18 protein-coding genes and 1 pseudogene are annotated in these 24861 nt (G+C 67.5%); 2 read left to right on the top strand and 17 right to left on the bottom strand.

Annotated features, from left to right (window positions below):
- Window positions 1-21: 21 nt before the first annotated feature.
- The 11 genes from QFZ83_RS12065 to gspG all read right to left on the bottom strand — a co-directional run bounded on the left by QFZ83_RS12065 (window position 22) and on the right by gspG (window position 12525).
- The gene (locus QFZ83_RS12065; RefSeq protein ID WP_307506520.1) at window positions 22-1005 is read right to left on the bottom strand and encodes a FecR domain-containing protein; all 984 of its coding nucleotides are present in this window, start codon (window positions 1003-1005) and stop codon (window positions 22-24) included.
- 8 nt (window positions 1006-1013) lie between these two features.
- A complete protein-coding gene (locus QFZ83_RS12060; protein ID WP_307506517.1) occupies window positions 1014-1562 on the bottom strand; it encodes an RNA polymerase sigma factor in 549 nt (182 codons plus the stop codon).
- The gene (locus QFZ83_RS12055) at window positions 1559-2338 is read right to left on the bottom strand and encodes an STN domain-containing protein (protein ID WP_307506514.1); all 780 of its coding nucleotides are present in this window, start codon (window positions 2336-2338) and stop codon (window positions 1559-1561) included. The genes QFZ83_RS12060 and QFZ83_RS12055 overlap by 4 nt, the downstream gene beginning before the upstream one ends.
- A gap of 223 nt (window positions 2339-2561) precedes the next feature.
- Window positions 2562-3779, bottom strand: coding sequence for a substrate-binding domain-containing protein (locus tag QFZ83_RS12050; RefSeq protein WP_307506512.1), 1218 nt, complete (start codon window positions 3777-3779; stop codon window positions 2562-2564).
- A 215-nt stretch (window positions 3780-3994) separates the two neighbouring features.
- Window positions 3995-5200: a type II secretion system inner membrane protein GspF gene (gspF, locus tag QFZ83_RS12045; protein WP_307506509.1), complete on the bottom strand. Its 1206-nt coding sequence runs from the start codon at window positions 5198-5200 to the stop codon at window positions 3995-3997.
- A 14-nt stretch (window positions 5201-5214) separates the two neighbouring features.
- On the bottom strand, window positions 5215-6648 hold the full coding sequence (gspE, locus tag QFZ83_RS12040; protein WP_307506506.1) for a type II secretion system ATPase GspE: 1434 nt from the start codon (window positions 6646-6648) through the stop codon (window positions 5215-5217).
- Window positions 6645-9206 (bottom strand): type II secretion system secretin GspD, encoded by a 2562-nt coding sequence (gene gspD, locus QFZ83_RS12035; RefSeq protein ID WP_307506504.1) that lies wholly within the window; start codon window positions 9204-9206, stop codon window positions 6645-6647. Before gspD ends, gspE begins: the two co-directional genes overlap by 4 nt.
- A gap of 23 nt (window positions 9207-9229) precedes the next feature.
- On the bottom strand, window positions 9230-9829 hold the full coding sequence (gspM, locus tag QFZ83_RS12030; RefSeq protein ID WP_307506501.1) for a type II secretion system protein GspM: 600 nt from the start codon (window positions 9827-9829) through the stop codon (window positions 9230-9232).
- Window positions 9826-11016: a type II secretion system protein GspL gene (gene gspL, locus QFZ83_RS12025; protein ID WP_307506498.1), complete on the bottom strand. Its 1191-nt coding sequence runs from the start codon at window positions 11014-11016 to the stop codon at window positions 9826-9828. The genes gspM and gspL overlap by 4 nt, the downstream gene beginning before the upstream one ends.
- A complete protein-coding gene (gspK, locus tag QFZ83_RS12020) occupies window positions 11013-11972 on the bottom strand; it encodes a type II secretion system minor pseudopilin GspK (protein WP_307506495.1) in 960 nt (319 codons plus the stop codon). Before gspK ends, gspL begins: the two co-directional genes overlap by 4 nt.
- 103 nt (window positions 11973-12075) lie before the next feature.
- On the bottom strand, window positions 12076-12525 hold the full coding sequence (gene gspG, locus QFZ83_RS12015) for a type II secretion system major pseudopilin GspG (RefSeq protein WP_307506492.1): 450 nt from the start codon (window positions 12523-12525) through the stop codon (window positions 12076-12078).
- Window positions 12526-12849: 324 nt separating this feature from the next.
- Between gspG and QFZ83_RS12005 the strand changes: the two genes are divergently transcribed.
- Together QFZ83_RS12005 and QFZ83_RS12000 are read left to right on the top strand one after the other, a co-directional pair.
- A complete protein-coding gene (locus QFZ83_RS12005; RefSeq protein WP_307512868.1) occupies window positions 12850-13152 on the top strand; it encodes a hypothetical protein in 303 nt (100 codons plus the stop codon).
- Window positions 13149-13316, top strand: a complete 168-nt coding sequence (locus tag QFZ83_RS12000; protein WP_307512866.1) for a hypothetical protein — start codon at window positions 13149-13151, stop codon at window positions 13314-13316. The genes QFZ83_RS12005 and QFZ83_RS12000 overlap by 4 nt, the downstream gene beginning before the upstream one ends.
- A 174-nt stretch (window positions 13317-13490) precedes the next feature.
- On the opposite strand, the gene QFZ83_RS11995 is transcribed toward QFZ83_RS12000, so the two are convergent.
- From QFZ83_RS11995 to QFZ83_RS11970, 6 genes and pseudogenes are all read right to left on the bottom strand, one after another.
- Window positions 13491-19346, bottom strand: a complete 5856-nt coding sequence (locus QFZ83_RS11995) for an autotransporter outer membrane beta-barrel domain-containing protein (RefSeq protein ID WP_307506489.1) — start codon at window positions 19344-19346, stop codon at window positions 13491-13493.
- A gap of 638 nt (window positions 19347-19984) precedes the next feature.
- Entirely contained in the window at window positions 19985-20986 is a 1002-nt protein-coding gene (locus QFZ83_RS11990) for a hypothetical protein (RefSeq protein WP_307506487.1), read from the bottom strand.
- A gap of 184 nt (window positions 20987-21170) precedes the next feature.
- Window positions 21171-21318, bottom strand: a pseudogene (locus QFZ83_RS11985) (IS3 family transposase); the annotation flags it as partial.
- 25 nt (window positions 21319-21343) lie between these two features.
- Window positions 21344-22432 carry a mandelate racemase/muconate lactonizing enzyme family protein gene (locus tag QFZ83_RS11980; protein ID WP_307506485.1) on the bottom strand — a complete coding sequence of 363 codons (1089 nt, stop codon included), beginning with the start codon at window positions 22430-22432 and terminating at the stop codon, window positions 21344-21346.
- A 104-nt stretch (window positions 22433-22536) separates the two neighbouring features.
- Complete coding sequence (locus QFZ83_RS11975; RefSeq protein WP_307506482.1) at window positions 22537-23643, bottom strand: relaxase/mobilization nuclease domain-containing protein; 1107 nt, start codon at window positions 23641-23643, stop codon at window positions 22537-22539.
- Window positions 23636-24196, bottom strand: a complete 561-nt coding sequence (locus QFZ83_RS11970; RefSeq protein WP_307506479.1) for a hypothetical protein — start codon at window positions 24194-24196, stop codon at window positions 23636-23638. The genes QFZ83_RS11975 and QFZ83_RS11970 overlap by 8 nt, the downstream gene beginning before the upstream one ends.
- Window positions 24197-24861 lie beyond the last annotated feature (665 nt).

Genomic DNA, 24861 nt, shown 5'->3' with positions numbered 1-24861 from the left:
GGACGCCGCGAAAAAACCGCCTCAGCTCAGCAGCACGATGCCGCCCGGCAGGCTGCGCACCTTGGCCCCATACAGCTCGCGGATCATCACCAGCGCGTTGTCGATGCTGCGCAGCGACAACTGCATGCGCACCAGCGTGCGGCCCAGCGCCTCGTTGCGCAGGATCACCTTGCCCGGGCGATAGCGGTTGATCTCCTCGATCACTTCGGCGAGCGGCGTGCTGTCGAAAGAGAGCACGCCGGTGCGCCAGGTGCTGACGTTGTCCACATCCGCCCGCACCACGTCCTGGATGCCGGCGCGGTCGAACACCACCTGCCGCCCGGCTTCGACCGAACGCTGCTGTCCGCCCACCGAGACCAGCACCCGGCCGTCCAGGCAGGTCACGCAGACCTGCGGGCCGGTGTGGCGGATGTTGAAGCGCGCGCCGCGCGCCTGCAGCCGGCCGCCGCCCGTCTCCACGAAGAAGTCGGCGTTGCCCGCCGTCGCGATCTCCGCTTCGCCGGCCAGGAGTTCCACGCCGCGAAGGTTTGCGCCGGTGCCGATGCGGTTGACCAGCGTCTGCGTGTTCATGCGCAGGCTGACGTCCTCGCCCAGCGCCACCTGGCGCTGCTCGCCGGTGGCGGTGCGGTAATCCGCCGTCAGTTCGCCGACCGAGGGCCACAGGCCCAGCGGCGGATCGATGGCCAGCACGCCCGCGGCCACCGAGGCCGCGACCGCACCGCCCAGGAACGCCCGGCGCCCCGGCGAGCGCAAGGCCTCCGACAGGGCCGGCCACGAGAAGGGCCTGGCCCGCGAAACCTGGCGCGCAGCCTCTTCGGCCAGCAGCGGATCGAGTGCGGACCACACGCGCATGACCTCGCGCCAGGCCTGTGCATGCGCGGCGCTCAGGCTCGTCCATTGCCGGAACGCATCGGCGTCGGCACGGGTGGCCCGGCCCGAATGCAGGCGCACCCACCAGGCTTCGGCCTGGCGTTGCAGCAGGGATTCGGGATCGGAGGAAGACATGGCGCTCATCAGTATTTTCTCGGTCCGGCAAAGTGGCCGCGCTGGGCAGCCTCCACATCCGGCAGACGTTTCTTGCAATATTCGAGGGCCGCGCGCAGCTCCTTCTCGACCGTGCTCACCGACAGGCCCATGCGCTCGGCGATCTCGCTGTTGAGCTGCCCCTCGACCCGCGCCGCCACGAGGATGTCGCGGCGCCGCGCGGGCATGCGGGCGAGCACCTGGCTGAGCGCCTGCACATCGCTGCGCGCACTGGCGATGCGCTCGGGGTCGTTGGCTTCGTCCACCACATGCACCAGTGCGTCGATCTCGCCGCGCACCAGCAGCACACGGTCCTGGCGGTAGCGGTCGGTGGCAATGTTGGCGGCCATGCGCAGCAGGTAGGCATCGGCGTTGTTGACGGTGGCGGTGTCACCCATCGTGGCCAGGCGCAGCCAGGTTTCCTGCATCGCATCGGCCGCGTCGTCGCGCGAACCGACGATGCGCTCGAGCTTGCCGCGCAGCTCGACGTAGCGCGCGACCATGCGCGCCCGCAACGTGGACGAGACGCTCTCGCTCATGGCACGGACGCATCGGTGCGGGAGGCCGCCAGCCCGCAATCGGCCTGTGCGCCCGGCCCCTCCGGCAGCAGCAGCACGACCAGCGGCTGCGGCAGCGTCGGCGGCGGCGGACTGCCGATAGACAGCGTGCGCACCTTGCGCTGCACGGCGGCATCGCGCGCGGGTTCGCCGGTCGAACTCAGCAGGCGGAATCGCTCCACCGCGCCGCGCGCGTCCAGGCGCAGCTGCAGCGCCAGGCGATAGTTGCCCGGGCGCGTCTCGGCCGAACCGCACAAGGAACCGCGCAGGGCCTGCTGGACCTGGGCGGCATAGGACTGATGCAAGACTTCCCCTTCTTTGAACCCCGACTCCTCCATGCCCGCGGCCTCGGGCATCGCGGGCGCTGCCCCGATGCCGGACGACCGGGACGCCTGGATCACCACCGACGTCGCGTTGGTGAAACGCGCCTCCAGGCCGGTGCCCGCCAACATGGCCTCCATTCCCTCCTGCAGCGTCAGCGTGCCGCGCACGCCGGCCGATGGACGCAGTGCATGCCGGCCATCGATCAACACGTCCAGCCCCGTTGCCCGGCTGTAGGCGTGGATGGCATCGCCCAGGCGCTGCGGCGCGATATCGAACTCCATGCGTGTCACGGATGCGGCGGCGGATGCGGATGCGGCGAACGTGACGGCCCCCGGCTGCTGCGCATGCGAGGCGCCCGTGGCAAACCCCATCGCCGCACCGGCGAGGCACCCGACCAGTGCCAGAACACTGACCGATGCCGAATTCACTGTCATACCGGAACCACGTTAGCCCGCCGCGGTGACGCTCGCATGACATCGGAAATGTGCGCATCGGCATCGTTTTTTCGTCCGGCCAGACAGAGGGAAAGACAAGGCGAACAACATGCGGCAAAGCCCCGGGAACTCCGGCCGCGCTTGTGGCGCAGCCTTCGTTTCCGGGGCAATGGAGCGGCAACCGGCGGCATCGCCGGTTGCCGGTGCGCGGGCGCGTCGCCGATCAGTTCGTCAGCGGACGGCCGATGCCGTTGCAGACGTTGACGTTGCCGATACCCAGCGGGTGGTTGGCGTTCAGGAAGACGTTGCTGATCTGCGTCTTCCAGTTGTTGCCGCTCGGCGCGCCGTTCGGCAGCGTGACGAAGTTATGGGCAGCGATCTGGGCGTCATAGGTGGTGCCCAGCAGGCCCGTCAGGAAGGCCTTGACCTTGGCTTGCACCGAGGCGTCCTTGTAGCACTGGTTCACCAGCAGGTTGGTCGTGCCGAAGATCGGGTAGCCGGTGGCCGGCTTGGCGTAGGCCGGCACCCAGGCGCGCGGGTCGCTGGCTTGCGAAGCGCCGCCCACAGGCAGCGAGATCGGTGCGAGCGCGGCGCGGATCGAAGCCTCGACCGGCAGGTTGCCGTTGACCTTCGACACTTGCGTGTTGTTGGACGGGTTGAAAGCCGGATCCGGGCTCATATAGCCGATGCGGCCATCCACGCCGAAGGAAGCAGCCATGCCGGGGTTGCCGGTGACGCTGACCCAATGAGCAGGCACGGTGCCCACTTCACCGGCAACGACGGTGGTGAAGGTGGAGCTCACTGCGAAGTTGTAGCCCAGCGGGTTGCAGGCTGCAACGAGGTAGTTGGCCAGCAGTTCGGTGGTGCCGCTGCTTTCGCCGCGATAGACCACGGCGACCTGCGTCGCGTCGGTGGTGCCGAGCACCTGGCCCCAGGTGCGGCCTGCGCCGGTGCGGTTGCCGAAGATCGCGCAGACCTTGGCGTCCGTCAGGTCAAGCGCGGTCACGCCGGCGCGCTTGTAGGGAACCATCACCGAGGTGGCCACCGCGGGGATCTGGATCAGGCGGCTCCATGCGGCCGCGCCTGTCACGCCTGTCACGTGGGCGGTGTTGTAGGCATCGCGCTCGGCCACGCTGACAGCGGAGTCGCTGCCGGCGAAGTGCACGGACTCGGTTGCGGTCCAGTTGGGCGTGCCGGCCACGGATTCGTTCTTGAAGGCGGTGGCGTTGTTATTGAAGAAGCCCGACTTGCCGGCGCCGCTGCCGGTGCCGGTGTAGCTGAAGTTGGTTTGGCCGATGCCGCTCGGCAGGATGGCGTCATACAGCGACTCGGGCAGCGTCGCACCGCCACCGCGCACGATCTGGGCCGACGCAGCGCCTGCGGCCAGCAGGCAAGCCATCGTCACGGCCGACAGTGCGGCCGACTTGAACTTTGCATTCATGGAAACTCCTTTGAATGGACCAAAATAAAAATGAACTACCGAAGACGCGACGCTCGTTCGTTCGATCGCCTGTCTTTTCTCTGCCTCTGTCACCCTTCTCGGCGACGTTTTGATCTTGCTTTTTGCAGGTGACAGGAGCCCGAAAGAAACTCGGGAACACAGCTGCGAAAACTCCCGAATTCGCAGCCGGTTTCGCGCTGCATGCTCCCGAACACTCAGCGCACCATCTGGTTGATTTCCATGATCGGCATGAGCACTGCGAGCACGATCACCATCACCACGCCTCCCATGCCGACGATCATCAAAGGCTCGAGCACGGTGGTCAGGCGCATCGCGCGGCGCTCCAGATCTCGGGAGAGGTTCTGCGCCGCACGCTCGAACATGGCGGCGAGCGCGCCCGTCTTCTCGCCGCTCGCGACGAGGTGCACGAGGTTCGAGGGAAAAATCCTTTGCGCTTTCAACGCCGCCGCGAGCGGCGTGCCCTCTTTCACGCGGCCGGTGGCTTCGAGCACGCAGCGCTTGATCCATTCGTTGCCGAGCGTCTGCCGCGCGGCTTCCAGTGCGCGCAGCAGCGGCACGCCCGCGTCCATCAGGATTGACAGCGTGGAAGCGAAGCGCGCCGTTTCCACGCCAAGCGCGTAGCGGCCCACCATCGGCATGCGCAGCACCATCGCGTGCCAGCGCAAACGCCTGCCCGCATCGCGCAGCGAAGCGCGGGCGAGCACCCAGGCGCCAACGAAGAGGCCTGCGGTGAGCCAGCCCCATTCGCGCACGAAGGCGCTCGCCGCCAGCATCGCGCGCGTGATCGCCGGCAACTCCTGCCGCGCCTGCGCGAACGCGCCGATGACCTGCGGCACCACGTACCCCAGAAGAAAGACCACGATGCACAGCGACACGAAGCCGACGATGGCCGGGTAGATGAACGCGGTGAGCACCTTGCTGCGCAGGTTGTCGCGGTTCTCCAGGTAGTCGGCCAGCCGCTCCATCACGCGCGCCAGGTCGCCCGAGTCTTCGCCCGCGCTCACGAGCGCGCGGTAGATCGAGGGAAAGTCGCGCGGCCGTTCGCCCAGCGCATCGGCCAGCCGCATGCCGGCACGCACGCCGTCGCACACCGCGCTCAAGGCATCGGCCACGTGCTTGCGTTCGGCCTGCTCGATGGTGGCGACGAGCGCGGCTTCGAGCGTGAGGCGCGCGCCCAGGAGGCTCGCGAGTTCACGCGTGGCCCAGCACAGGTCGCTGGCGCTGAGCTTCGGGTTCAGCCATGCCAGCGCGCCGCCGCCCGCGGCCTTCTCGCGGATGTCGAGCGGCGTCAGGCCGCGTTCGCGCAGCTGCGTGCGCACCGATCGCGCGGACTCGCCTTCGGTGGTGCCGCGCTGGATTTCACCGGCGCCGTTCGCGGCCTCGTATTCGAAACGGGCCATGCCGTGCCTCCTTCCTATGCGTCGCGCGTGACGCGCATGATTTCCTCGGCGGTGGTCACGCCTTCGCGCACCCAGCGCTGGCCGTCCTCGCGCATGGAGCGCATGCCGTGGCGCACGGCGGCGGCGCGCATCGCCTGCTCGTCGCCCCCTTCGTGGATGAGGCGGCGGATGTCGTCGTGCACCACGAACAGTTCATGGATGCCGGTGCGCCCCTTGAAGCCGGAGTTGCCGCACGCGGGGCACCCCACCGGCACATAGACCACGCTGCCGTCTGGCTGCTCGCGCGGAGCCTTGCATGCGGGACACAACCGGCGCACCAGCCGCTGCGCGAGAACGCCCAGCAGCGACGACGACAAGAGGAAGGGCTCGATGCCCATGTCGCTCATGCGCGTGACGGCGGAGACCGCATCGTTGGTGTGCAGCGAGGCCAACACGCCGTGGCCGGTGAGCGAGGACTGCACCGCGATCTGTGCGGTTTCCAGATCGCGGATTTCGCCGATCATGATGTTGTCCGGGTCTTGCCGCAGCGCCGCGCGCAACGCGGCGCCGAAGGTCATGCCAATCTTGCTGTGCACCGGGATCTGGCCGATGCCGGGCAGGTCGTACTCCACCGGGTCTTCCACGGTGAGGATGTTGCTGGCGCTCAGGTCGAGCTGGCCGAGCGCCGCATAGAGCGTAGTGGTCTTGCCGCTGCCGGTGGGGCCGGTGACGAGCACGATGCCGTGCGGCTGGCGCACCAGGCGCGTGAGTTCGGCCAGCGTGTCGGGCGCCATGCCCAGGCGTTCGAGCTGCAGGCGGCCGGCGTCTTTCTCGAGCAGCCGCAGCACCGCACGTTCGCCGTGTGCGGTCGGCACGGTGGACACGCGCACGTCGATGGGCCGCCCGCCCACGCGCAGGGTGATGCGCCCATCCTGCGGCAAGCGCTTCTCGGCGATGTCGAGCTGCGACATGATCTTGATGCGCGAGATGAGCGCCGCATGAAGTGCGCGCCGCGGCGCCACCACGTCGCGCAGCGTGCCATCCACGCGAAAGCGCACCACCGAATGGGTCTCGAAGGATTCGAGGTGCACGTCGCTCGCGCCGTCGCGCGCGGCCTGCGTGAGCAGCGCATTGATCATACGGATGACGGGTGCGTCGTCCTGCGCATCGAGCAGGTCGGTCACGACGGGAATGTCCTGCATGAGCCGCGCGAGATCGACCTGCTGCTCCACTGCACCGACCACCGAGGCGGCGTCGCCGGTCTCGGCGTAGCTGCCTGCGAGGAGGCCGTCCATCTCGGTTTCGCTGACCTGCTGGAGCGGCAGTTCGCCGAGCAGGCGGCGCGCCTCGACGATGGCCCAGCCTGGCGTGCGCGGGCACACCACGAGGCATCGTGCATCGACCTCCTCGCGCACGACGATGCGCTGGCTGCGTGCCCACGCATGCGGCAGCGCGGCCGCAACGCTCATGGCGTCACCACCAGCTCCGGCCGATAGCCCAGCTCGCGCAGCACCGCGATGGTGTTGTCTACCGCCTGCGGGTCGCGCGGCACGTCCGCCCGCACGAGGTTCCCCTCTCCGCCCGGTCCGCTCACGATGTACGCGCCGATGCCGCTGATGCGTACCCGCTTGACGATGCGCACCGCGTCCTGCTCGGCGTTCACGTCGGCGATCTGCACGACGGTGCGCTTGTCGTTGGCGCCGCCATAGAGTACAGCGGGGTCGGAGTCCACCGTCACGCCGACGGGCAACTGCGAGCGCAGCACCGGTGGGGGCGGCGCGGCGGCCTCGGGGGCCTGGCGCACCTCGCTGGCCACAGCGGTCGGCGGCGGCGCCTTGTCGCGCGTCTGCTCCCAATTCTGCGGACGCAGATCGACCTGCGGTGCGCGCCCCACCCTCGGCACATCGGACGGCGGCAGCGCCGGGCCGCCGTCGGGCAGCAGGGCATGCGGCATCGGCCGCGAGCGCCCCTGCTGCATGCGCATGAAGTTGTAGCGGTCGAGCGTGAGGCCGCGGCTCGCGTTCGCATCGCGGATCACATAGGGCCTGAGGAACACCATCAGGTTGGTCTTGACGCGCTGGCGCTTGTCGTAGCGAAAGAGGTTGCCCACCACCGGCAGCGCGCCCAGCCCCGGCACGGCCTCTGTGCCGTTGGTGACGCTGTCTTCCATCAGCCCGCCCAACACCATGATCTGTCCGTCGTCCACCAGGATGCTGGTGTCCAGCGCGCGCTTGTTGGTCACGATGCCGGCCGCGCCCGAGCTCTGCTCGTCGATGCTCGACACCTCCTGGTAGATGTCGAGCTTGACCGTTCCGCCCTCGGAAATCTGCGGGCGGATGTTCAGCTTCAGACCGATGTCCTCGCGCTGGATCGTCTGGAACGGGTTGCTGCTGCTGTTGCCGTTGGTGATGTACTGCCCGCTCACGAACGGCACGGTCTTGCCCACCATGATGGAGGCCTGTTCGTTGTCCAGCGTGAGGATGTTGGGCGCCGAGAGGATGTTGGCGCCGTCCCTGGTTTGCAGCGCGCGCGCCAGCACCTTGAGGTTGAGGATCTCGCCCACACCCGGCAGCTTGACGGTGCCGTCGATCACGCCGATGTTCAGGCCGCGCGGAATCACGTCGATGGTGTTGGTCGCGGCTGTGTTGAGCTGCGCGCCACCGAAGTTCGTGCCGCCGCGCACCTGGCCGTTGCGCCCGCCGGCCATCCACTGGATGCCCAGCTCGGAAGCGTCGCGCTCGGTCACCTCGACGATCAGACTCTCGACCAGCACCTGCGCGCGCCGCTGGTCGAGCATGTCGATCACGCGGCGCAGGCTCCGGTACATCGGCTCGGGCGCCGCGATGATCAGCGTGTTGGTGGCGGCGTCGGCCTGCACGGTGACGCCGTTGGCGGAGAAGGCGGTGGAGGTGTTGCCGCCCGCTGCGCCTGGCGTGGAACTGCCCGCGCCGCCGCGCTGTATGCCGCCAGTCGTGCTGCGGTTCGTCGTGCCCGAAGTACCCGTCGTGCCAGTCGTGGAAGCAGTACCGCCGTTCGCGCCCATGGCGCCTGCTCCGCTCGCACCGCCGAGCATGCCGCCTGCCCCGAGCGCCGCGCGAACAGAAGTGTTGCCCGTCGCCGATGCATCCTGCGACTCCCCCGTCAACAGGCCGCGCAGCACATGGGCCAGCGGCACCGACTGCGCATTGCGCAGGTACACCACGTACAGGTTACCGGGATCGCTCTGCGCGCTCTCGAGCTTGGCGATGAGTTCGCGCGCGAGCGCGGTCCGCCCCGGGCTGCTCGAACGGATGATGACGCTGTTGGAGCGTGGATCGGCCAGCACGACGATGTCGCGCTTGCCCTTGTCGCCGGTGTTCTCCAGCAGCTCGCTCGCCAGGCCCGCGATGTCCACCGCGATGCCGTTGCGCAGCTTCACCACTTCGGCATCGAGCGAGGTGGGCGTGTCGATGCTCTCGATGATGCGGGCCAGGCGCTCGAGGTTGTCGATGTAGTCGGTCACCACCAGCGTGTTGTTGGCCTGGTAGGCGGTGATGGTGTTCTCCGCCGCGATGAGCGGCTTGAGCACCGGCACCATCGCCTCGGCGTTCTCGTAGTTCAGGCGAAAGGTGCGGGTGGCGAGGCCGCCGCCGGGGTTGCGCGTGTTGACCGCGCCGCCCTGCAACTTGGCATCGGCCACCGGCACGACGCGGCTCACGTCGCCCACGTCGACGATCGCGAAACCCCGCATGCGCAGTGCCGTCGAGAGCATGCCGTAGGCCGTAGCCGCGGGCACCTCGCCTTCGGAGACGAGAGTGATCTGCCCCTTCACGCGCGGATCGAAGAGAAAGTTGCGCCCCAGAAATCGCGCCAGCGCCGAGACCACCGAGGTGATGTCGGCATCGACGAAGTTGAGCACCACCTTCTCGTCCCTGCCGCTCCTTGCGGCCTCGGAGCGGCCGGGCGGCGCGCTTGGGGCCGCCGCACCGGCCGCGAGGCTCGCACTGCCAGCCAGCGCCAGGCAGCAGGCCACGGTCCATCGGCGCATTGCTGCGCCCTTCAGCTCTCGTATCACGGGCCATCCTTGTTGATTTGCGCGGACTGCAGGTCCACTGCGCCGCGCACCGGGCCTTGGGCCTCGGCCTTGCCGTCCGCCCGCACCAGGTCGGCGCGCACGACTTCGATGTCGCTGCGGGCGGACACCGCCAGCAGCCATGAAAAGACCCGGGCCGCGGGCGCAGGTCCGGTGAATTCGATGCGCCACGCTTTCGCGGGCAAGGGCTTGCTGCCCGCGGCGGCCGGTTCGTCGGCCACCACGTCGTGGACTTTGTAGAACCCCTGCAGGCCGGCGCGGTCCAGCCCCGCGTGCAAGGGCTCGGCCTCTGCTGCGAGCCGCCCGTTCGCGGCGGGCAGGCCGGCGAGGATGCCGTCGAGCTCGGCCGACTGGGCCTGCAGCTTCGGCAGGTCGCGGCGCCACTGGGCGATGGTGTCCAGCGCGGGGCGGGTCAGCGCAAGCCACAGGAATGCGAGCGCCATCACGAGCGCGGCGACGCCCACGGCGAAGCGGTCGCGCGCGGGCAGTGCGCGCCAGCGCGTCGTGCCTTCGCGCATCGGTTGACGTATCGGGTTCAAGAGGCGAGCCAGCGGCCGCAGGCGCTCTGCGGCGTTCATGGCGGGCCTTTTTGCGCGGTGCCTTCAGTGGCCGGCGCGTCGCTGGCGATCTTCATGTGCAGCGCGGCTGCATCGCCTTCGACGGCGAGGCCCTGTTCGCGCGCCTGGACCTGCAGCGTGCGCAGCGCCTCGGCATCCGGTGCCGCGCCTTCGCGCCAGCGGATGTGCAGTGCGCCCTCGGCATAGCGCAGGCCCTGCACCTGTCCGGCCGGTGCCTGCGCGAGCAGGCGTGTTGCCGCGCGCGAGAGGCCCGCGTAGTCGTCCTTGGCCGCTTGCGGTGCGCCGGCCGCGAGCGCCTCTTTCTGCTGTCGCGCCTGCTGCACAGCGTTGACAACTACCGGCACATCGGGAAACGCAGCCTTGACCCGCGCGGCCATCTGCCGCTTCAGCGTATGGCCTTGCGTGGCCAGCTGGTTGGCGTAGACGTTCAGCCCGACCAGCCACACGGCTGCGGCGATGGCGCCCCATGCAACGGCGGGCGCGGCCAACGCGGCGATGCCGCTGCTGGCGGCTTCCGTGCTGCCGACCGGCAATGACCAGCGCCAGCCTTCGCCGGTCCATTGCGCCGCCGCTTCGTCGCCGTCGCGCTCGGTCCATCGCACGGCCGGCAGCCCCGCATCGCCGCTGGCATGCGCCGCGATGCCCGCTTCGCGGTCCATGCCTTCCGGGAGCCAATGCGTGAAGCCCTGCTCCCGTCCGGTGCGGACGACTAGCCATCGATCGATCTGGCACGCCGTCCAGCCAGCGTTCGGAAGCGGCAGGAAGGCCGCTGGCAGATGCAGCTCGCGCACCGCGAGGCCATGTCGGCGCAGCAGTGCCGACCAGCCGTCCACCACATCGCGCCCGACCCATGCAGCGGGCACGGTGCCATCCGATGCGCGAACGCCGAAGCCCGTCACGAGCGTTTCGAGCGGGCGAAGCGCACAAGGCTCGATGGCGCCCATCATCGCCGCACGCATGCGCCGGCCGGACAGCGGCGGCAGCGCAAAACTGGCCGTCGGCACGTCGCCGGGATGAAGGCACGCCTCGATGCGCTTCGCGCGGAAGCGCGCGGCGATTTCGTCCAGCGCCAGCGTGCCGCCGTCGCGCCACGTCCCATCGGGATCACGCCAGCCGCAGGCCACCGCATCGGGCGCGCCATCGATTCGCCGAGCCGCGAGACGCAGGCGCAGCAGATCGACCTTCATACGCCCTCCCGCAACCACATCACCTGCGGCATGGAGGACTTGTCGTCGTGCAGCAGGGCTACCTGCACGAACTTCGTCCGCGCAGTGTCGAGCACGCTCGCCACGCGGAACCAGTTGCTGGTGATGCCCATGCGCAGTTCGTCCGCATTCAGCGCCGGCATCTGCAGGCGGTTCGTGAAGTCGCCGCGGTTGACGAACCACTGCCCGCGGTCGCGCGCGGCCAGCAAGGCGCGGGCGCGGTCGAGCGAGAGGCCCGGCACGCCGGCGGCGATGAGCTCCGCGCCCGCCGTGTTCGCGTTGATCCAGGTGCGCTGCGGCAGCACGGTCACGAAAGGCGCGAGCCGCGCGAGTACGGCGCCATCCACGCCGGGAACGGCCATCAGGTCTTCCAGCGCGCGCGGCCTCGGCGCCTGCGGCACGGGCGGCAGCTCCGCCGGCAGGCCCAGCCGGGCGGCGGCCTTGGCGCTCTCGGCGCGGACGTCGTCCGGCACGGCGCCCCGCGCCTGCGTCAGCGCATCGCCCAGGCTCAGGACAACGCGGCGCATGAGCGACTGCGCCTGCGGCGGCGACACGCCCACCGCCGCGCACAGCCGCATGAACACCTCGGCCTCGGCGGGATCGACGCCCGTCGGTCCCACGAGGTTGCGCAGGTTGAACTTGGCCTGCTCGTCGGTGATTTCGCTCACGAGGCGCCCGCCCTCCGCGGCCATCTGGCCCGCGGCCGGCCGCGCGAAGGGGCGGCTCCACAGGCCGTCGAGCCGCGTGGTCGGATCGCGCAGCGCTTCGGCGTGCAGCACGCGCTGCGCCTCACCGATCTCGCCGCGCAGCAACCAGCGCGCCTGCACGCGCGACTGGTCGCCCTGCGTGGTGCGGATGAAGGCCGACTGGCGGCCCAGCAGGCCAGCGGCCAGCGCGGCGATGACGGCAACGATCAAGAGCGCGCTGACCACGGCCATGCCGCGCTGCTGGCGCGCACGAATGTCGTGAATGGAAGGAGTGGCGCGGACGGGCTGGCCCGCCCTGATTCCCATCGGTGCGTGCACGGTCGTGGTCCGTGCGCTACCAGGAGCCGACGTCTGCGTTGGCTTTTTCTCCGCCGGGCTCGCCGTCAGCGCCCAGCGAGAACACATCGATCTCGCCGTGCGTGCCGGGGTTCAGGTACTGGTAGGCATTGCCCCAGGGGTCCTGTGGCAGGCGCTCTAGGTAGGTGCGCCAGTTGGTCGGCACCTTGCCGGCAGTCGGCTTTTCCACCAACGAGCGCAGGCCCTGCGTCGAGCTGGGGTAGGCGCCGTTGTCCAGCCGGTAGAGCTTCAGCCCCTGCATGATCGCGGCCACGTCCTGCCGCGCCGCGGTGGCGCGCGCCTGGTCGGGGCGGTCCATGAGGCTGGGCACGATCAATGCGGCGAGCACGCCGATGATGACGAGCACGACCATCAGTTCGATAAGAGTGAAGCCGCGATGCCCAGAAAAGCGGCGACCTGCGCGACAACGAGCTGAACGTGCGGCCATCTTCCACTCCCAGGACAAGACATCAAGGACATTCACAGCGTCCATGGTCGCAGCGGCGCGTGTCAGTCCAATTGAAAATCCTCGGGAGTTCTTCCGGCGGCCAGGATGGATCCCGTCAGAGCGATGCATTTCGATTCGTCTTCGAGACGATGCTTCACCGCTATATGACCGAAGGGTTAGTTCAAGGCGAGGGATTCGCCATCGACGCCAGCATCATTACCCGCAAAGAAAGCCGACCTCTTGATTTCCGGCCGAGCGAAATATTCGTTTGTATTTGCTCTACCGGTTCGAGCAATCGCATTCGCTCCCAAAATCTGGAGGCACATGAATGCCCTTCCCGTCCCGCCGGATGGGGCCGCGGCTTTCGTAGCTGCCGAGAATCACGTGCGCGGGTCCAACAGTCGGCACATGCTCGGCTTCAACGTACAGGCTGTCTACGGCCTCTTGCTCAAGGTCTGGACGCAACGCAATCCAGAGCTGAAATCCCTATGCTTTTGCAGTCGTCCCGCAGGACAGCTCTTTACCGTGCCACACGCCGTTGCCCTCGCGCATCCACTCGAAGCCGCCGAAACCGATGTGACCTGTCCCGTCTGCTGGGTCGTCGAATCGCAGGTCTCCTCGGGATGACGGTGACCTATTTCGAAATCGAATCGCATCGACATGTGTACGGCGCGAACCTCGCTGTCTGGGTCTCGGCCTACCGCCTGGTCGGGAGAGCCAGGCATTTGGCATGCAGCGAGGATGTCGCCTTGGTGAATTCGCTGATCAATGCCAAGTGCAATGTGGCTTGAAGCGCGCGGACTCGGGTTGCGACCAGCGCGCGCCTGGTGGCTTTCCCGGCGCATATTGAACGCAGTGGCGCGGCGCCTCGCCGAAGCTGCGCGTCTTCCCACGCAAGCTGCGGTCGGCGGCGCGTGACGCCCTCCGCCTCACACCGGCGACTTGCACAAAAACTCAGCCATCGTTTACCACTTCACCCGCACTCCCAGCGTTCCATTCACCGAACTCTTCACTTTGGTATTGCCGCCGCTGGCCCAGAGCTTGCCGATCTCGCCATACAGGCTGGTTGTCTGCCCCAGGGCCAGCGTGAAGCCGCCGGCCAGCTCAGTGCTCCTGCCGCCTGTCGGCGCCGAGATGTCGGTCAAGGTCGCGCCGTTCAGGAAGCTCGCCACGTCCGCGCCGCTCGACGTCTTGTAGACGTTGAAGCGGCCGTACGGCTGCAGCGTGCCTGCACCCGTGTCGATCTCGCCCTTGACCCGCACCCCGGCGCGCGCGATCCAGCCGCTGTCGGCCTGCGTCGTGGCGATGGCGCCGGCGATGGCCGAGTTGTTCAGGTCCATGTGCTGATGGATCAGCTGCATCTGCGGCTCGATGCTCCAGCCGCTGCCGCCCAGCGCGAGGGCCTGGCCCAGCTCGATCGAACCCAGCAGGCTGTTGCCCTTGCCTTCGGTGCCGAGCATGGCGTTCGGTTGCACCGTGTAGCGGTGGCGGCCCGACTGCACCACCGCATCGGCATAGAAGCCGCCGTCGGTATAGGTACCGTAGATGCCCACGTACTGGCTGCGCAGGTCGTTGCGGCCCACGCCCAGGTTCTGGATGCCGCTGGCAAAGCCGTTCACTCGCGCATCGCCGTCAAGCTGGCCGACATAGAGACCGGCGCGCCAGTTCGGCGTCGTCAGCAAGTCAGTGCCAGCCTGGAAGCCCGTGAGACGGCCCTTGCTCGTCGGCGAAACCGTACCGCCTTGCCGTATGTCGATATCGGTCGAGAGCACCCGCGCCCAGACGCGGCGGTTTTCGCCGCCGGGCGTGGCCGCGGTGCCCTTCACGTCGTCGTCACCCACGCGCTTACGCAGGTCGCCCAGCATCGCGAGGTTGCCCTGGCGCAGTTGGCTAGGCAGGGCCGCGTAAAGAGAGGCTTCGGCGCGGTATGTGACCACGGGAAGCACGGGTGTGCCAGGCATCGACGGCGGCGTAACCGCAGGCCGGTCCGAACGCAGGTACCAGTTTTCGCCGGCCCCGGCGGCATCGCCCGCGTTCAGACGGTACTCGTAGGCGCCGGCATCCACATGGCCGCCCGCGAGCATGAAAGCGTCCTTGGTCGTCTGCGCGGTGGTGGTCGCGCCGTTCTGCGCGGTGATCACCTCGATGCCGCTGCCCGTGGTGAACGCGCCCAGGCCGCCGAGGTTGGTGACCTGCACCCTGGTCTTGCCGGTGGCGGTGCCGCCGTTGATCACCAGCCGGTCCGACGGGCCAGTGCCGTTCAGCGCGGTGCCGATCTTGAGCACGCCGTTGGTGCCCACGTAGTTGCCGTTGACCATGAGCGTGGTACCCGCGACTGCACCGGCGAGCGAGACGGTGCCGCTGTTGGCCAGCGAGGCCACCGTCTGGCTGAAGCCGGCGAGGTCGAGCGTCGCACCTGTCGCCACGCTATGCGCCGAGGCCGCGCTGAAGGTGTTCGCCGCCCCCGCCTTCAGTGAGCCCTGCGCCACGTTCGTCGCGCCGGTGTAGCTGTTGGCCCCCGACAGCGTCAGTGTGCCCGTGCCTTGCTTGGTGATGAAGCCGCCCCCGCTGATCGCACCGCCCAGGGTGCCGTCGAAGACGCCGGTGTCGATGATGGGATCGTTCTGCCCCGTGAGCCGGATCGCGTTGGCGATCGTCAGGTTGTTCGCACCGAAGCCCAGCGTGGTGTCGTCGTCCATTGTCAGCGCGCCGGTGCCCAGCGCCTGGCTGTGGCCGACATTCAACCGGCCCTGGCGCAGCGCCGTGCCGCCCGTGTAGGTGTTGGCGCCCGAGAGCGTGAGCGTGCCACTGCCGACCTTGACGACGGAGCCACCCGTGCCCGTGCCCGGCTGCGCGAACTGGCTGCCCTTGTCGCTGATCACGCCAGCGATGACGTCGCTGGTGTTGAGGCCGCCGACCGTAAGTCGGGCGGCCCCCAGCACCACGCCGCCCGCGCCCGAGAGCGCGCCGATCGCGATGCCGGTCTTGGACGTGACGCCCGACACGTCAACGGTTCCGCCCTTGGCGTTTGTGATTTGCGCGTTCGCGGCCAAAGCGGTGTCCGCGAAGTACACGGTACCGCCGTCGAGGTTGCCGATGTTCGCGCTTCCTGCCGATGCGGCGTTCACAAAGCGCACCAAGCTCTTGTCGCCGTTGAAGATGGTGGCTCTGCCTGCGTTGCCAGTCTGCGTGAAGTCGACCGTGCCGCCCAGGTTGGTGATGGTGGCGCTGGCCGCGGTGCTGGCACCGGCGAAGACCAGCGTGTTCGCGCCCGGCGTCTGCCAGCCGCCACCGTAGAGCGAGAGCTTGGCGGTGGAGGCCGTGGCAGTGCCGTCGAACGACAGCACATTGCCGCTGTCGCCGCTGCCGGTGCGGCCGACCCGGTAGCTGTTGGTGCCGGCGTCAGCGCCATCGCCGAACGCAAGCTGGGTGCCGTTGCCTTGCTGCTGCACCGGGCCCTGACCGAGGGTGGCGCCGCCATAGACGAAGATGCTCGCGCCGCCCTGCAGCGTAGTGCTGCCGGCGTAGCTGTTGGCGGTGGTCAGGCTCAGGATGCCGCCGTTGCCCTGGACCGTGAGTCCGCCGCCACCGGTGATGCCGCCGGCCGCCCCGAACGAGCCGCCCACGAGGTCCAGCGTGCCGCCGGCCGCGCCGAGCGTGATCTCGCGTTTGGAGTCGATGGCCACGGGGCCCGCCGCACCCGCGACGCGCAGCGTGCCGCCGTCCAGCGTGAGGCCGCCGCTGGCCGCGCCCAGGTTGTTGTCGGCACCGATCTGCAACGCGCCCCCGCGCACGGTGGTACCGCCGGTGTAGGTGTTGGCGCCCGAGAGCGCCAGCGTGCCGGCGCCGGTTTTCAGGACACCGTCGGTGCCCGCGATGACGTTCGTGATGGCCGCATTCCAGGCGGCGCTTCCCGCGCTGCCGTCGCCGACGCGGACCTCGACCGGGCCCGGCGTGGCCTTGTCGGCGACCAGCGTGATCGTGTCGCCGGACAGCCGGTAGCCGTCGCTCGCGAACTGCATGCCCGTGGCCGACACGGCCCCAGCGCTCTTGTCGACCACCACCTTGCCGGCTGCGCCACCGAAGATGGCGAAGGCAGGCTGAGGTTGCATCACCGAGGTGACGGAACCGGTCGCGTCGGTCCAGTTTGGCTGCGTGGTGCTCCAGGTGCCGTCGCCGCCGCCCATCTGCGACGCATTGGCCAGGCTGTTGCCGTTCCAGTAGTTCAGCGTCAAGCCGGCCGTGTTGATCAGGTTGACCTGCTTGCTCGCCGCGAGGTACTGAAGCGACAGAACGCCGCCAGCCGGCACGCTGCCCAGTGCAATGCCGCCGTTGTTCTGGGTGAGCGTTCCGCCGTAGCTGAAGAGCCGGTACAGACCGGCCCCCATGCCGCCGGTGTCCGTCACATTGAGCGTGGCACCGCTGAGCGTCAGATTGCCGCCGACCGCAACGCTGTCGCCCGCCCCCGGCACCGAGAAGCTGCCGCCCGGCGCGCCGAATTCGAAGTCGAGCACGCTGCCCTTAGCCACGTCCAGGCTGCCGTCGATGGTGAGGGTGCCGATGGAGTTGCCCGGCGCCAGGTGCGCACCCGAGGCAATGGCCACGTCGCCGCCTATGCGCCCGTGGCCGCCCAATGTCGCGCTCGAGGCAACGTCGACCGCGCCGCTAAGGCGCGCGCCTGTGGAACTGTCGCTGCCGACCACCAGCTTGCCGGCCTGCACCGACGTGAGTCCGGTGTAAGTATTGAAGCCGTCCAGCACCAGCGTGCCGGTGCCCTGCTTGACGAGCGTGGCGCCTGCGCCCTCGATGCCGCCCGCAAAGAGCGTGTCGTTGGCGGTGCCCAGGGTCAGGGCCTTGTCGCCCAGCACGATCGAGCTTGTCCCGCCGTTGAGGTCGCCCAGCGTGAGGGCTGCCGCCTTCGAACCGCTCACATCGAACAACGCGCCGTTGCCCAGCGTGAGGGCGGTGCCCGCCGCGAGCGCGCCGTTGCCCGTGAGGTACAGATTCCCTGTATCGAGGGTGGTACCGCCGGTGTAAGTCTGCGCCTGGGTGAGTGTCCAGCTTCCGGCGTTCCGGATATGCAACGCCCCGCCCTTGCCGCCGCCGATGCCGCCGTCCTGGATCACACCGTCGAACTGGGTTGTGCTCGAGATGTTGTTGGTCGTGAGGGTCTTGCTGCCGATGGCCACCGTGCCGGCGCCACGAAGGAAATTCAACGACGCGCCGTTGGTGGTCTGCGAGATATCGACCGTCGCGCCGGCTGCCACGGAAACGTCTTGCCGGCCGACGATGCCCGCGCCCTTGAGCGCGAGCGTTCCGGCGTTGACGATGGTGGGGTCCACGTAGTCGCTGCCCGCGCTCTCCAGCGTCAGCGTGCCCAGGCCGTCCTTTTCGAACTGACCATAGACACCCTGATAGCGCAGCGCACCGGTCAGCGTGAGATCGAAGCCGTTGGTGTCGATCGTCGCGATGCCGCCTATGAACACATCGCGGGCCACCGTGAACGCACCGGTGGCACGCAGCGTGCCATCGTTCAGGCTGACCTTGCTGCCTGCCGCGCCAAGATTGACGTCGCTGCCGGCGAGCAGTGTGCTTCTGCTCACCGTCAGTCCGCCTTCGAAGGTGTTGTTGCCCGTCAAGGCGAGCGTGCCGCCCGTGACGGCCAGACTGCCCTTGCCCGAAACGGTACCTGAGAACACCGTGTCCACGCCGGGGCCGCCGACCGAGAGCGCGGCACTGCCAAGCGCGACGTTGCCGGAGCCCGCCAGCGAACCGAAGGTCTGGTCGAAGCCCCTCAGGTCAAGGGTGGCGCCGGTGCCGACGCCCACCGGCGTGCTGGCGTTGAAGACATTGGTCAACCCCATGGCCAGCGTGCCTGCCTGGATGGCAACGCTGTTCGCACCGATGGCGCGGTCCAGTGTCCAAGTCCCGAGGCCGTCCTTGACGAGCTTGCCGCCGAAGAACGTGCCGCCGGTCACCGCCTGCGAGTGGAGCTGAGCGCCGGCACCCGTCAGTGTCAGTGTGGAGGCGCCGTTGCCTGCTTTACCGATCTGCAGATAGCCGTCGATCTGGCCGCCCGTGGACAACGTCACATCGTTCACCGCACCCTGCATGTCGACGGAGCCGTTCATCTGGCCGGCGTTGCTCAGCGTCGCGTCGCCCGCGCTGAAGTAGACCGCGAAGCCGACGCCAGTGATGGTCGAGCCCGCTTCGTTGACGACCTTGCCGGTGGCATCGAATCCGACTGCGGCGCCGGCTTTCGAGACGATGGAACTGTTGCCCGCGTTCAGCACCGAACCGCCACCATAGAACACGACGCCATAGCCGCTTGTACCCTCGATGCTTGCACCCGCGGTATTCCTCAGTGTCGCAGCGCCCCCGACTCCGTTGATGCCCGTGCGCAACGCCGTGATGTGGCCGCCCGCGTTGTTGAGGACGCTGGCGCCGTTCAGGAGGATCCCGTCTTCGCCGAGGATGGTGCCGGTGTTGTTGATCGTGCTGGAGATGGTGGCATTCGTGGTGACACCGGTCGTTCCCAATGTCGACTGTCCGAGCGTGCCGGTGTTGTTGAGCACCGAATTTTTGTCCATGTACACCGGAGTCGGCGAGACGCCACCGCAGTCGATGACGGCGCCCGTCGTGACGCAGTTCGCCTGCGCAGAGCCGCTCATGCCGAAGACGCCCACGGCCAGCAACGCGGCGACCGCATGGCCTGCATGCACACGGGAGCGGCTGCGTTTTCCGCGGGCACTGGCGTTCTCCGAAACCGCCACCCATGCGCCGGTTGCGGCGTTCCAAAGTGACTTGTACGTGCGATTCATGGGCGGGGTCCTCTGTGCGAAGTGATGAACGAGCGCCCGCTGTCGGGGCGACGAAAAATGGATGAGATCAGCTCGGGCCAGGCTGCAGCGTCAGGCGCACCCCGGCGGCGATCCGGCCAGCTCGCGCACGGCGCGCGGGACAACTGCGGAAGACGCATCAGGTTTGGCGATGGCGCGTCGCGTTGCGCGTCGTGCGATACGAGAGGCTTGCCTTTGTCGGCGAAGCTGCCCAGGTTGCTACTTTGGGTCTACTTGATTTCATGGCGCCTCCTCCCGGTGATCGCACGGCTTGTGCGGCCAGATGCATTGCCGGGTCGCGGCGGATTTTGCGTCGTCTCGCCAGCGATTGCACCTTACTTCTTCTTGCAATGTTGCGGCCCGGTCACGCTTTTCCAATCGGCTGACGTCCGACTGGCTGTGCCACGCATGCAGGGTGCGCGCATCACCATGTCGAGGTCTTCGGCGTCGCCCGCATCGCGCACATGTTGCAGCGTCTCGTCGACGTAAGACAGGTCGACGCCGTCACCAGCCGGCCGGATCGGTCACAGGCTGAGTCGTTGCCAAAGGACTCATGTGACCAGGCACCTCGCGCTTTTCTCCTTGCGTCAGCTTCGAACCTCGGCTCGAGCCTGCGCCGCTCAGAGCGAGGCCTGCAGGCGCAGCACTTCCTGTTTGAGGAGCTCGATAAAAGACACTTTGAGCTCGGCGCTCGCGTACTTCGGCAACTGCAGGGGAATGCCCTGGTCGTTCAGCACCTCGTCCCCCTTCTCCGCCAGCCGCAGCGAGAGCGCATCGAGCCTCTCCAGGGCGACGCGAACCGGCTCTTCCATCAGGTCCTTGCTGTAGAGCGCCTTCGCCGTGAGTGCGAGCCCGTATGGCCCGCCAAACAACGGGAAGTCGACCAGTGCGAACTGCAATGGCTCGTCGGGGGGAATCTGGAATTTTCCGATCATCTTGCCAAGCTTCTTGGCGAGTTTGGGATTCGCCGGATCAAGCAGGTTGTCGCTTGCAGCATGGTCGGCGATCAGGCCGGTCAAGGTCCACGTGCGTTGAGGCGCCTGGCGCTGGCTGGCGTGTTGCGCGTGGTAATCCAGCACGGTCGTCACCATCGTATCGAGCAACACGTTGAGTCGATTCGACAGGGCGGACTCCGGACGGTCTGCCACAGCCGCCCAATCCTTCCACGCCTTGTATCGGCCCAGCAGCATCGACACGAAGGCGCCGGCATCATCGGCACGCATGGGCAGGGCGTGGCCCTGGGCCAGAGGCGGCGAGGCAGACAACACGGTGAAGTCGTCCTGCACGTAGAGCGCCTGGTCGGTCAGCAGCAGGCCTTGGGCCGTGCGTCGACCGCTGAGCCGATTCATGGCGTGGTATCCGACGAACAGCAACGGGATCTCGTTGCCGACCCAGGGCTTAAGGCCGTACATCTGCTCGACGGCCTGCGCGAACACTTGGGCCGCGTCCTCATGGTCGGGATGGTCCGCCTGGTCGGGCAGAAAGAGGAATGCCGAGAGGTCGGCGTTGGACGGCCTGCGCACCTGCAGTTCGAGGAGGGCGCGCAACGCGTCGCCATGGCGCGCGTGGTCAGCCGGCAGCGCCGCCAGGTGGTCGGTGAACGATGTATAGACGAATGGCACGATGTGTTTCCTCCCGAATAACTGTTGAAAGTGCGAACTGAAACCGATCTCGCGCGCCCCCCGAGGCGCGCTGAAATCACCTATGGGCCTGCCGCCTTGCGGAAGGCAGCACAGGGGATTCTCGGGCCGGCCTGCGCCCAGGGCCGTGGGACCGCGGAGCCGTGCGGATAAAAACTTGGCTGTTTTATGTCGCAAGTCCGAGACTTTGTCGGTGTTCGATAGGGCTGAGAGCGCCAAGGAAAATCCTGGTCCGCTTCTCGTTGTACCAGCGCGTGTAGGAATCAACTTTTTGATGAACTGCTCGACCGTGGCGCCCTCCAGTCCCGAAAGTACCGCTAACCTATCGAAGCTTCGCGCCTAGACCCGATATGGCGCGAGTTTCGCCCAGTCGAAACTCACTCCGGTCCCAGGCTCCTCGGGTGCCACTGCGCGCCGATTTTTCACGACCAAGGGGCGCGCCGTGTATTCGTCGATGGGGAAGCTGTGGACCTCCAGCCAGCCTGCGTTCGGCTGCGCCGCCATCAGGCTCACGTGCAGCTCCTGCATGCCATGCGAGCACACCGGGATGCCGTGGCGGCGCGAGCGCTCGGCCACCTTCAGCCAGCCGGTGATGCCGCCGCAGTTGGAAGCGTCCGGCTGGATGAAGGACAGCCGCGCCTGCTCGAACGCATGGTCGAACTCATGAATGGTGTGGAGGTTTTCGCCCATCGCTAGCGGCACGCCCGTGGCCTCGGCAATGCGCGCATAGCCCTGGTAGTCGTCCGGGATGGTCGGCTCCTCGAACCAGAAGACATCGAAGGGCTTGAAGCGCTTGGCCGCGGCAATGGCTTGGTCCACGCTCATTGCATAGTTGGCATCCACCATCAAGGTGATTCCCTCACCGATCAGCTGCCGCACTGCGCGGATACGCTCGATGTCCTCCTCGAGGTTCTCGCGCCCGATCTTGATCTTGACGCCGCCAAAGCCACGGGCGAGATAGCCGCGCACGTTGTCCAGCAGCTTGTCGAGCGGGAACGCCAGGTCGATGCCGCCGCAGTACGCGTTGCAGGTGTTCGCGACGCCGCCGGCAAGTTTCCAGAGCGGTTCCCCGGCCGCCCTGCCGCGGAGGTCCCAAAGCGCGATGTCGATCGCCGAGATCGCGAACGCGGCGATACCGCCGCGCCCGACATAGTGCACATGCCATTCGCTGAACTCGTGGATGGCTTCGACATTCGTGCCGTCCATGCCGATCAGGGCGGGCACCAGGTCATGGTCGATCATGGCCTTGATGGCATGGCCACCCTTCCCGCCGGTGTAGGTGTAGCCCGTGCCTTCGCTGCCATCGGCAAGCGCCACCGTTGCGGTGACCAGTTCGAAGTGGGTGTGCGCGCCGTGTTTGGCGTCCGTCAAGACTTCAGCGAGGGGAACCTTGAAAAGCTGGCTCGTGATTTTCGCAATGGAACGCATGGAATTCTCCTTGAATCCGGTTGATAGCGAGCAGCGGTGTCGCCCTCTCTCTCCCTTTACTTCGAGCCTTGGGTCACGCCCGCGATGCCTCGAGGACTCCACCATCATCGGACACGTGGCCCAGACGACCTGGCATCCACGTGCTCCGGCGCTCGACTTCTCTCTGTCTCCCGCCATCGATCCGCGATTCGCTGCGCATCAGTCTGTACAGCCGGCATGCGCGCGAGGAAACGCTCCACCCGTTCGGCCAACTCGGCCTGGCCCTGACTTCGAAGCGCATCCGTAACTGCGTGCCAGCCCGCCACTACCCCATTTCGCGTGTGCTGCATGGTCTCTTTGCCGGCTTCCAGGGTGCCTGGCTTTGTCTGTAAGGCCTTGAGCACGCTCTCCAGCTTGGCGCGCATGAAGGTCGAGGTCTTCGGCGGCCGGTGCTTGGCCCGAGCGCTGGGCGGCAGTTGCCCGAATGTCCGAAGCGCCCGGAGCCGATGATGGATCGCATCCCTGTACGGCTTGCGGGTCTGCCCTCGCACTTGGCGCGGTGTGGCATTGGCCGCCACGCCCTGCTCGCGCATCAACGCTGCGAATTGCTCGCGCCACTGGCGCAGCGTGTCCTTGCGGATGTAGAGGCGCTTGCCAGGCTCGAACTCGTGCTCGCACTTGACCACCAGATGCACATGCGGATGCGGCTGATCGGTGTGCAGCACCATGGCATAGCGATATTGCAGGGCAAAGTTCTCGCGTGCGAAGACGCGCGCCGCAGCCAGTACTTTTTCCGGTGGTGTGCCGGCGGGCATGGACAGGACGATGTTGTGGACCAACTTCGCACGCGTGTCTTTCTGCCCCGGATCGGGTCTCGGCTTGTACTGGCTTCTGCAAAGCTCAAGCTGCCAGTCGGCCGTAATCTCCTTGGGAGCGCCTCGCCCCTGCTGCGTCAGCCCCTCGTCGGTTTCGATCGGCAGCTTGCCGTGCCGGCCGATGTAGCGCAGATGGGCCTCGACGCCGCCAACGTCCCGTCCGCCGCCCGAGACCTTCACCATCACCTCGGGCGTGCGCCCCACCGTGCGCTGGATCTGCGCGATCTGGTCGGCGCCGAGGCGCAGCGTGCCACCCGGCCCTCGCCGACCGTAGCTCACGATGTCCAGCGCCATGTCGCGCGCCCCTCCGGCCGAGCCGCGGCCGCTTCTGTCTACGCGCACCATCTGCTTAGGCATGGCGGTTCCCTTCGCTGGTCTCCCAGCTGACGAGGTCGCGGCGCACGACGGCTGCCGTGGCTTTGCGCGCCTCCTCGACTTCTTGCCGGACCGACGCGATGGTTTCGTCCAGGTCCGTGTTCGGCATGCCGAACGTTCGAAGCTGCCGTCCCAGCGCAGCCAGCTGGGCGTTGGTCACTTTGATTTGATCCAGTTCGTTCGGGGGCAGCGCTGCGGCGTCACGCACATGGTTGTGAATCAGCAGGGCCAGGTAGCTGCATGTCTTCATTCCACGCGAACGGGCTCGTTCGGCCGCAAGCGCTCGATCGCCCTCGCGAAGCCGCAGCGTGATGCGATCCTCCACACCAATGCCGCTTCCGGTTTCGCGCAGGGACCGTTGGACACCCGAGTCCAGCGAGGTTTCGCCGTTGGTCTTGAGCACCTCGTCGACCATCTTCGCGAGCAGAGTCGACGCACTGAGATGATGCCGCGCCGCCAGTGCGGCGAAGCGCGCCTTTGTGTCGGACGACACACGAGCGCCGATCACGCGGCTCGATCGAGAGGTCTTGGTCATTGCAACCCCGTTGCAGTAAACAATGTCTGACGTCAGTCTATCCTGCCCTCATAGCCGCACAAGGACTTTGCTCCCTGTATCTACGCATCTCTTGCCTCCCCCTACTCTCTTCCTCTTCCCCTCGCTCATGGTCGCAGTGCATGCGTCCGCGCACGCCTTCATTGTTCGGCATGCCGAACTTTCAGGACGGCGTGCGCCACGCTCGGCGAGCCATACGACGGCCCGTAGGCTTGCGACATCCGTGCTGTCGCGCAAACGCTGGGCGCACTTCCTCCTTGATTCACTTCGGCGGATTCTTTCTTCGGATGTCTCGAATAGCAGCAAGCTCCCAACGGTAGTGGGGCACGCGTTCTGCCCGGCGGCTACTCAAGTCGTGTGCAGGGGTGCCGCACGCGCGGCGTGATGCGGCATGCCGACGGCGCCGCAGTCGAAGACCTCGGGCTGCCACTGAACCGCATGCGCGGCTGTTTGGCTGCCGGCCGCAGGCAGCAAGGCGCTGGCGGCGCTGCTGCGTGGGTCGGCCGTCGCCTAGTTTTTCCAGAAGGCGGCGGTCATTTCTAGTAGAGACGAATCAATCTCGCACGATAGATTTATCGTTGCTACAACAAACAGAAATGTTCACGGTGATCGAAACGCCAACCTTCCAGCGCCTTGCGACCGAAACT

This window comes from Variovorax sp. W1I1, from assembly GCF_030815625.1.
In the GTDB taxonomy this organism is placed as follows: domain Bacteria; phylum Pseudomonadota; class Gammaproteobacteria; order Burkholderiales; family Burkholderiaceae_C; genus Variovorax; species Variovorax paradoxus_C.
This window is presented reverse-complemented; position numbering and strand designations above follow the sequence as displayed.

Excerpts from the sequence above, each read along its gene's own strand:
- gspG (WP_307506492.1), bottom strand. The coding sequence starts at position 12,525 with ATGGCCGCACGTTCAGCTCGTTGTCGCGCAGGTCGCCGCTTTTCTGGG.
- gspE (WP_307506506.1), bottom strand. The coding sequence starts at position 6,648 with ATGAGCGTTGCGGCCGCGCTGCCGCATGCGTGGGCACGCAGCCAGCGC.
- gspF (WP_307506509.1), bottom strand. The coding sequence starts at position 5,200 with ATGGCCCGTTTCGAATACGAGGCCGCGAACGGCGCCGGTGAAATCCAG.
- gspK (WP_307506495.1), bottom strand. The coding sequence starts at position 11,972 with ATGGCCGTGGTCAGCGCGCTCTTGATCGTTGCCGTCATCGCCGCGCTG.
- QFZ83_RS12065 (WP_307506520.1), bottom strand. The coding sequence starts at position 1,005 with ATGTCTTCCTCCGATCCCGAATCCCTGCTGCAACGCCAGGCCGAAGCC.
- QFZ83_RS12000 (WP_307512866.1), top strand. The coding sequence starts at position 13,149 with ATGACGGTGACCTATTTCGAAATCGAATCGCATCGACATGTGTACGGC.
- QFZ83_RS11980 (WP_307506485.1), bottom strand. The coding sequence starts at position 22,432 with ATGCGTTCCATTGCGAAAATCACGAGCCAGCTTTTCAAGGTTCCCCTC.
- QFZ83_RS11970 (WP_307506479.1), bottom strand. The coding sequence starts at position 24,196 with ATGACCAAGACCTCTCGATCGAGCCGCGTGATCGGCGCTCGTGTGTCG.
- QFZ83_RS12055 (WP_307506514.1), bottom strand. The coding sequence starts at position 2,338 with ATGACAGTGAATTCGGCATCGGTCAGTGTTCTGGCACTGGTCGGGTGC.
- gspD (WP_307506504.1), bottom strand. The coding sequence starts at position 9,206 with ATGCGCCGATGGACCGTGGCCTGCTGCCTGGCGCTGGCTGGCAGTGCG.
- QFZ83_RS12005 (WP_307512868.1), top strand. The coding sequence starts at position 12,850 with ATGAATGCCCTTCCCGTCCCGCCGGATGGGGCCGCGGCTTTCGTAGCT.
- QFZ83_RS12060 (WP_307506517.1), bottom strand. The coding sequence starts at position 1,562 with ATGAGCGAGAGCGTCTCGTCCACGTTGCGGGCGCGCATGGTCGCGCGC.
- QFZ83_RS11995 (WP_307506489.1), bottom strand. The coding sequence starts at position 19,346 with ATGAATCGCACGTACAAGTCACTTTGGAACGCCGCAACCGGCGCATGG.
- gspM (WP_307506501.1), bottom strand. The coding sequence starts at position 9,829 with ATGAACGCCGCAGAGCGCCTGCGGCCGCTGGCTCGCCTCTTGAACCCG.
- QFZ83_RS12050 (WP_307506512.1), bottom strand. The coding sequence starts at position 3,779 with ATGAATGCAAAGTTCAAGTCGGCCGCACTGTCGGCCGTGACGATGGCT.
- gspL (WP_307506498.1), bottom strand. The coding sequence starts at position 11,016 with ATGAAGGTCGATCTGCTGCGCCTGCGTCTCGCGGCTCGGCGAATCGAT.
- QFZ83_RS11975 (WP_307506482.1), bottom strand. The coding sequence starts at position 23,643 with ATGCCTAAGCAGATGGTGCGCGTAGACAGAAGCGGCCGCGGCTCGGCC.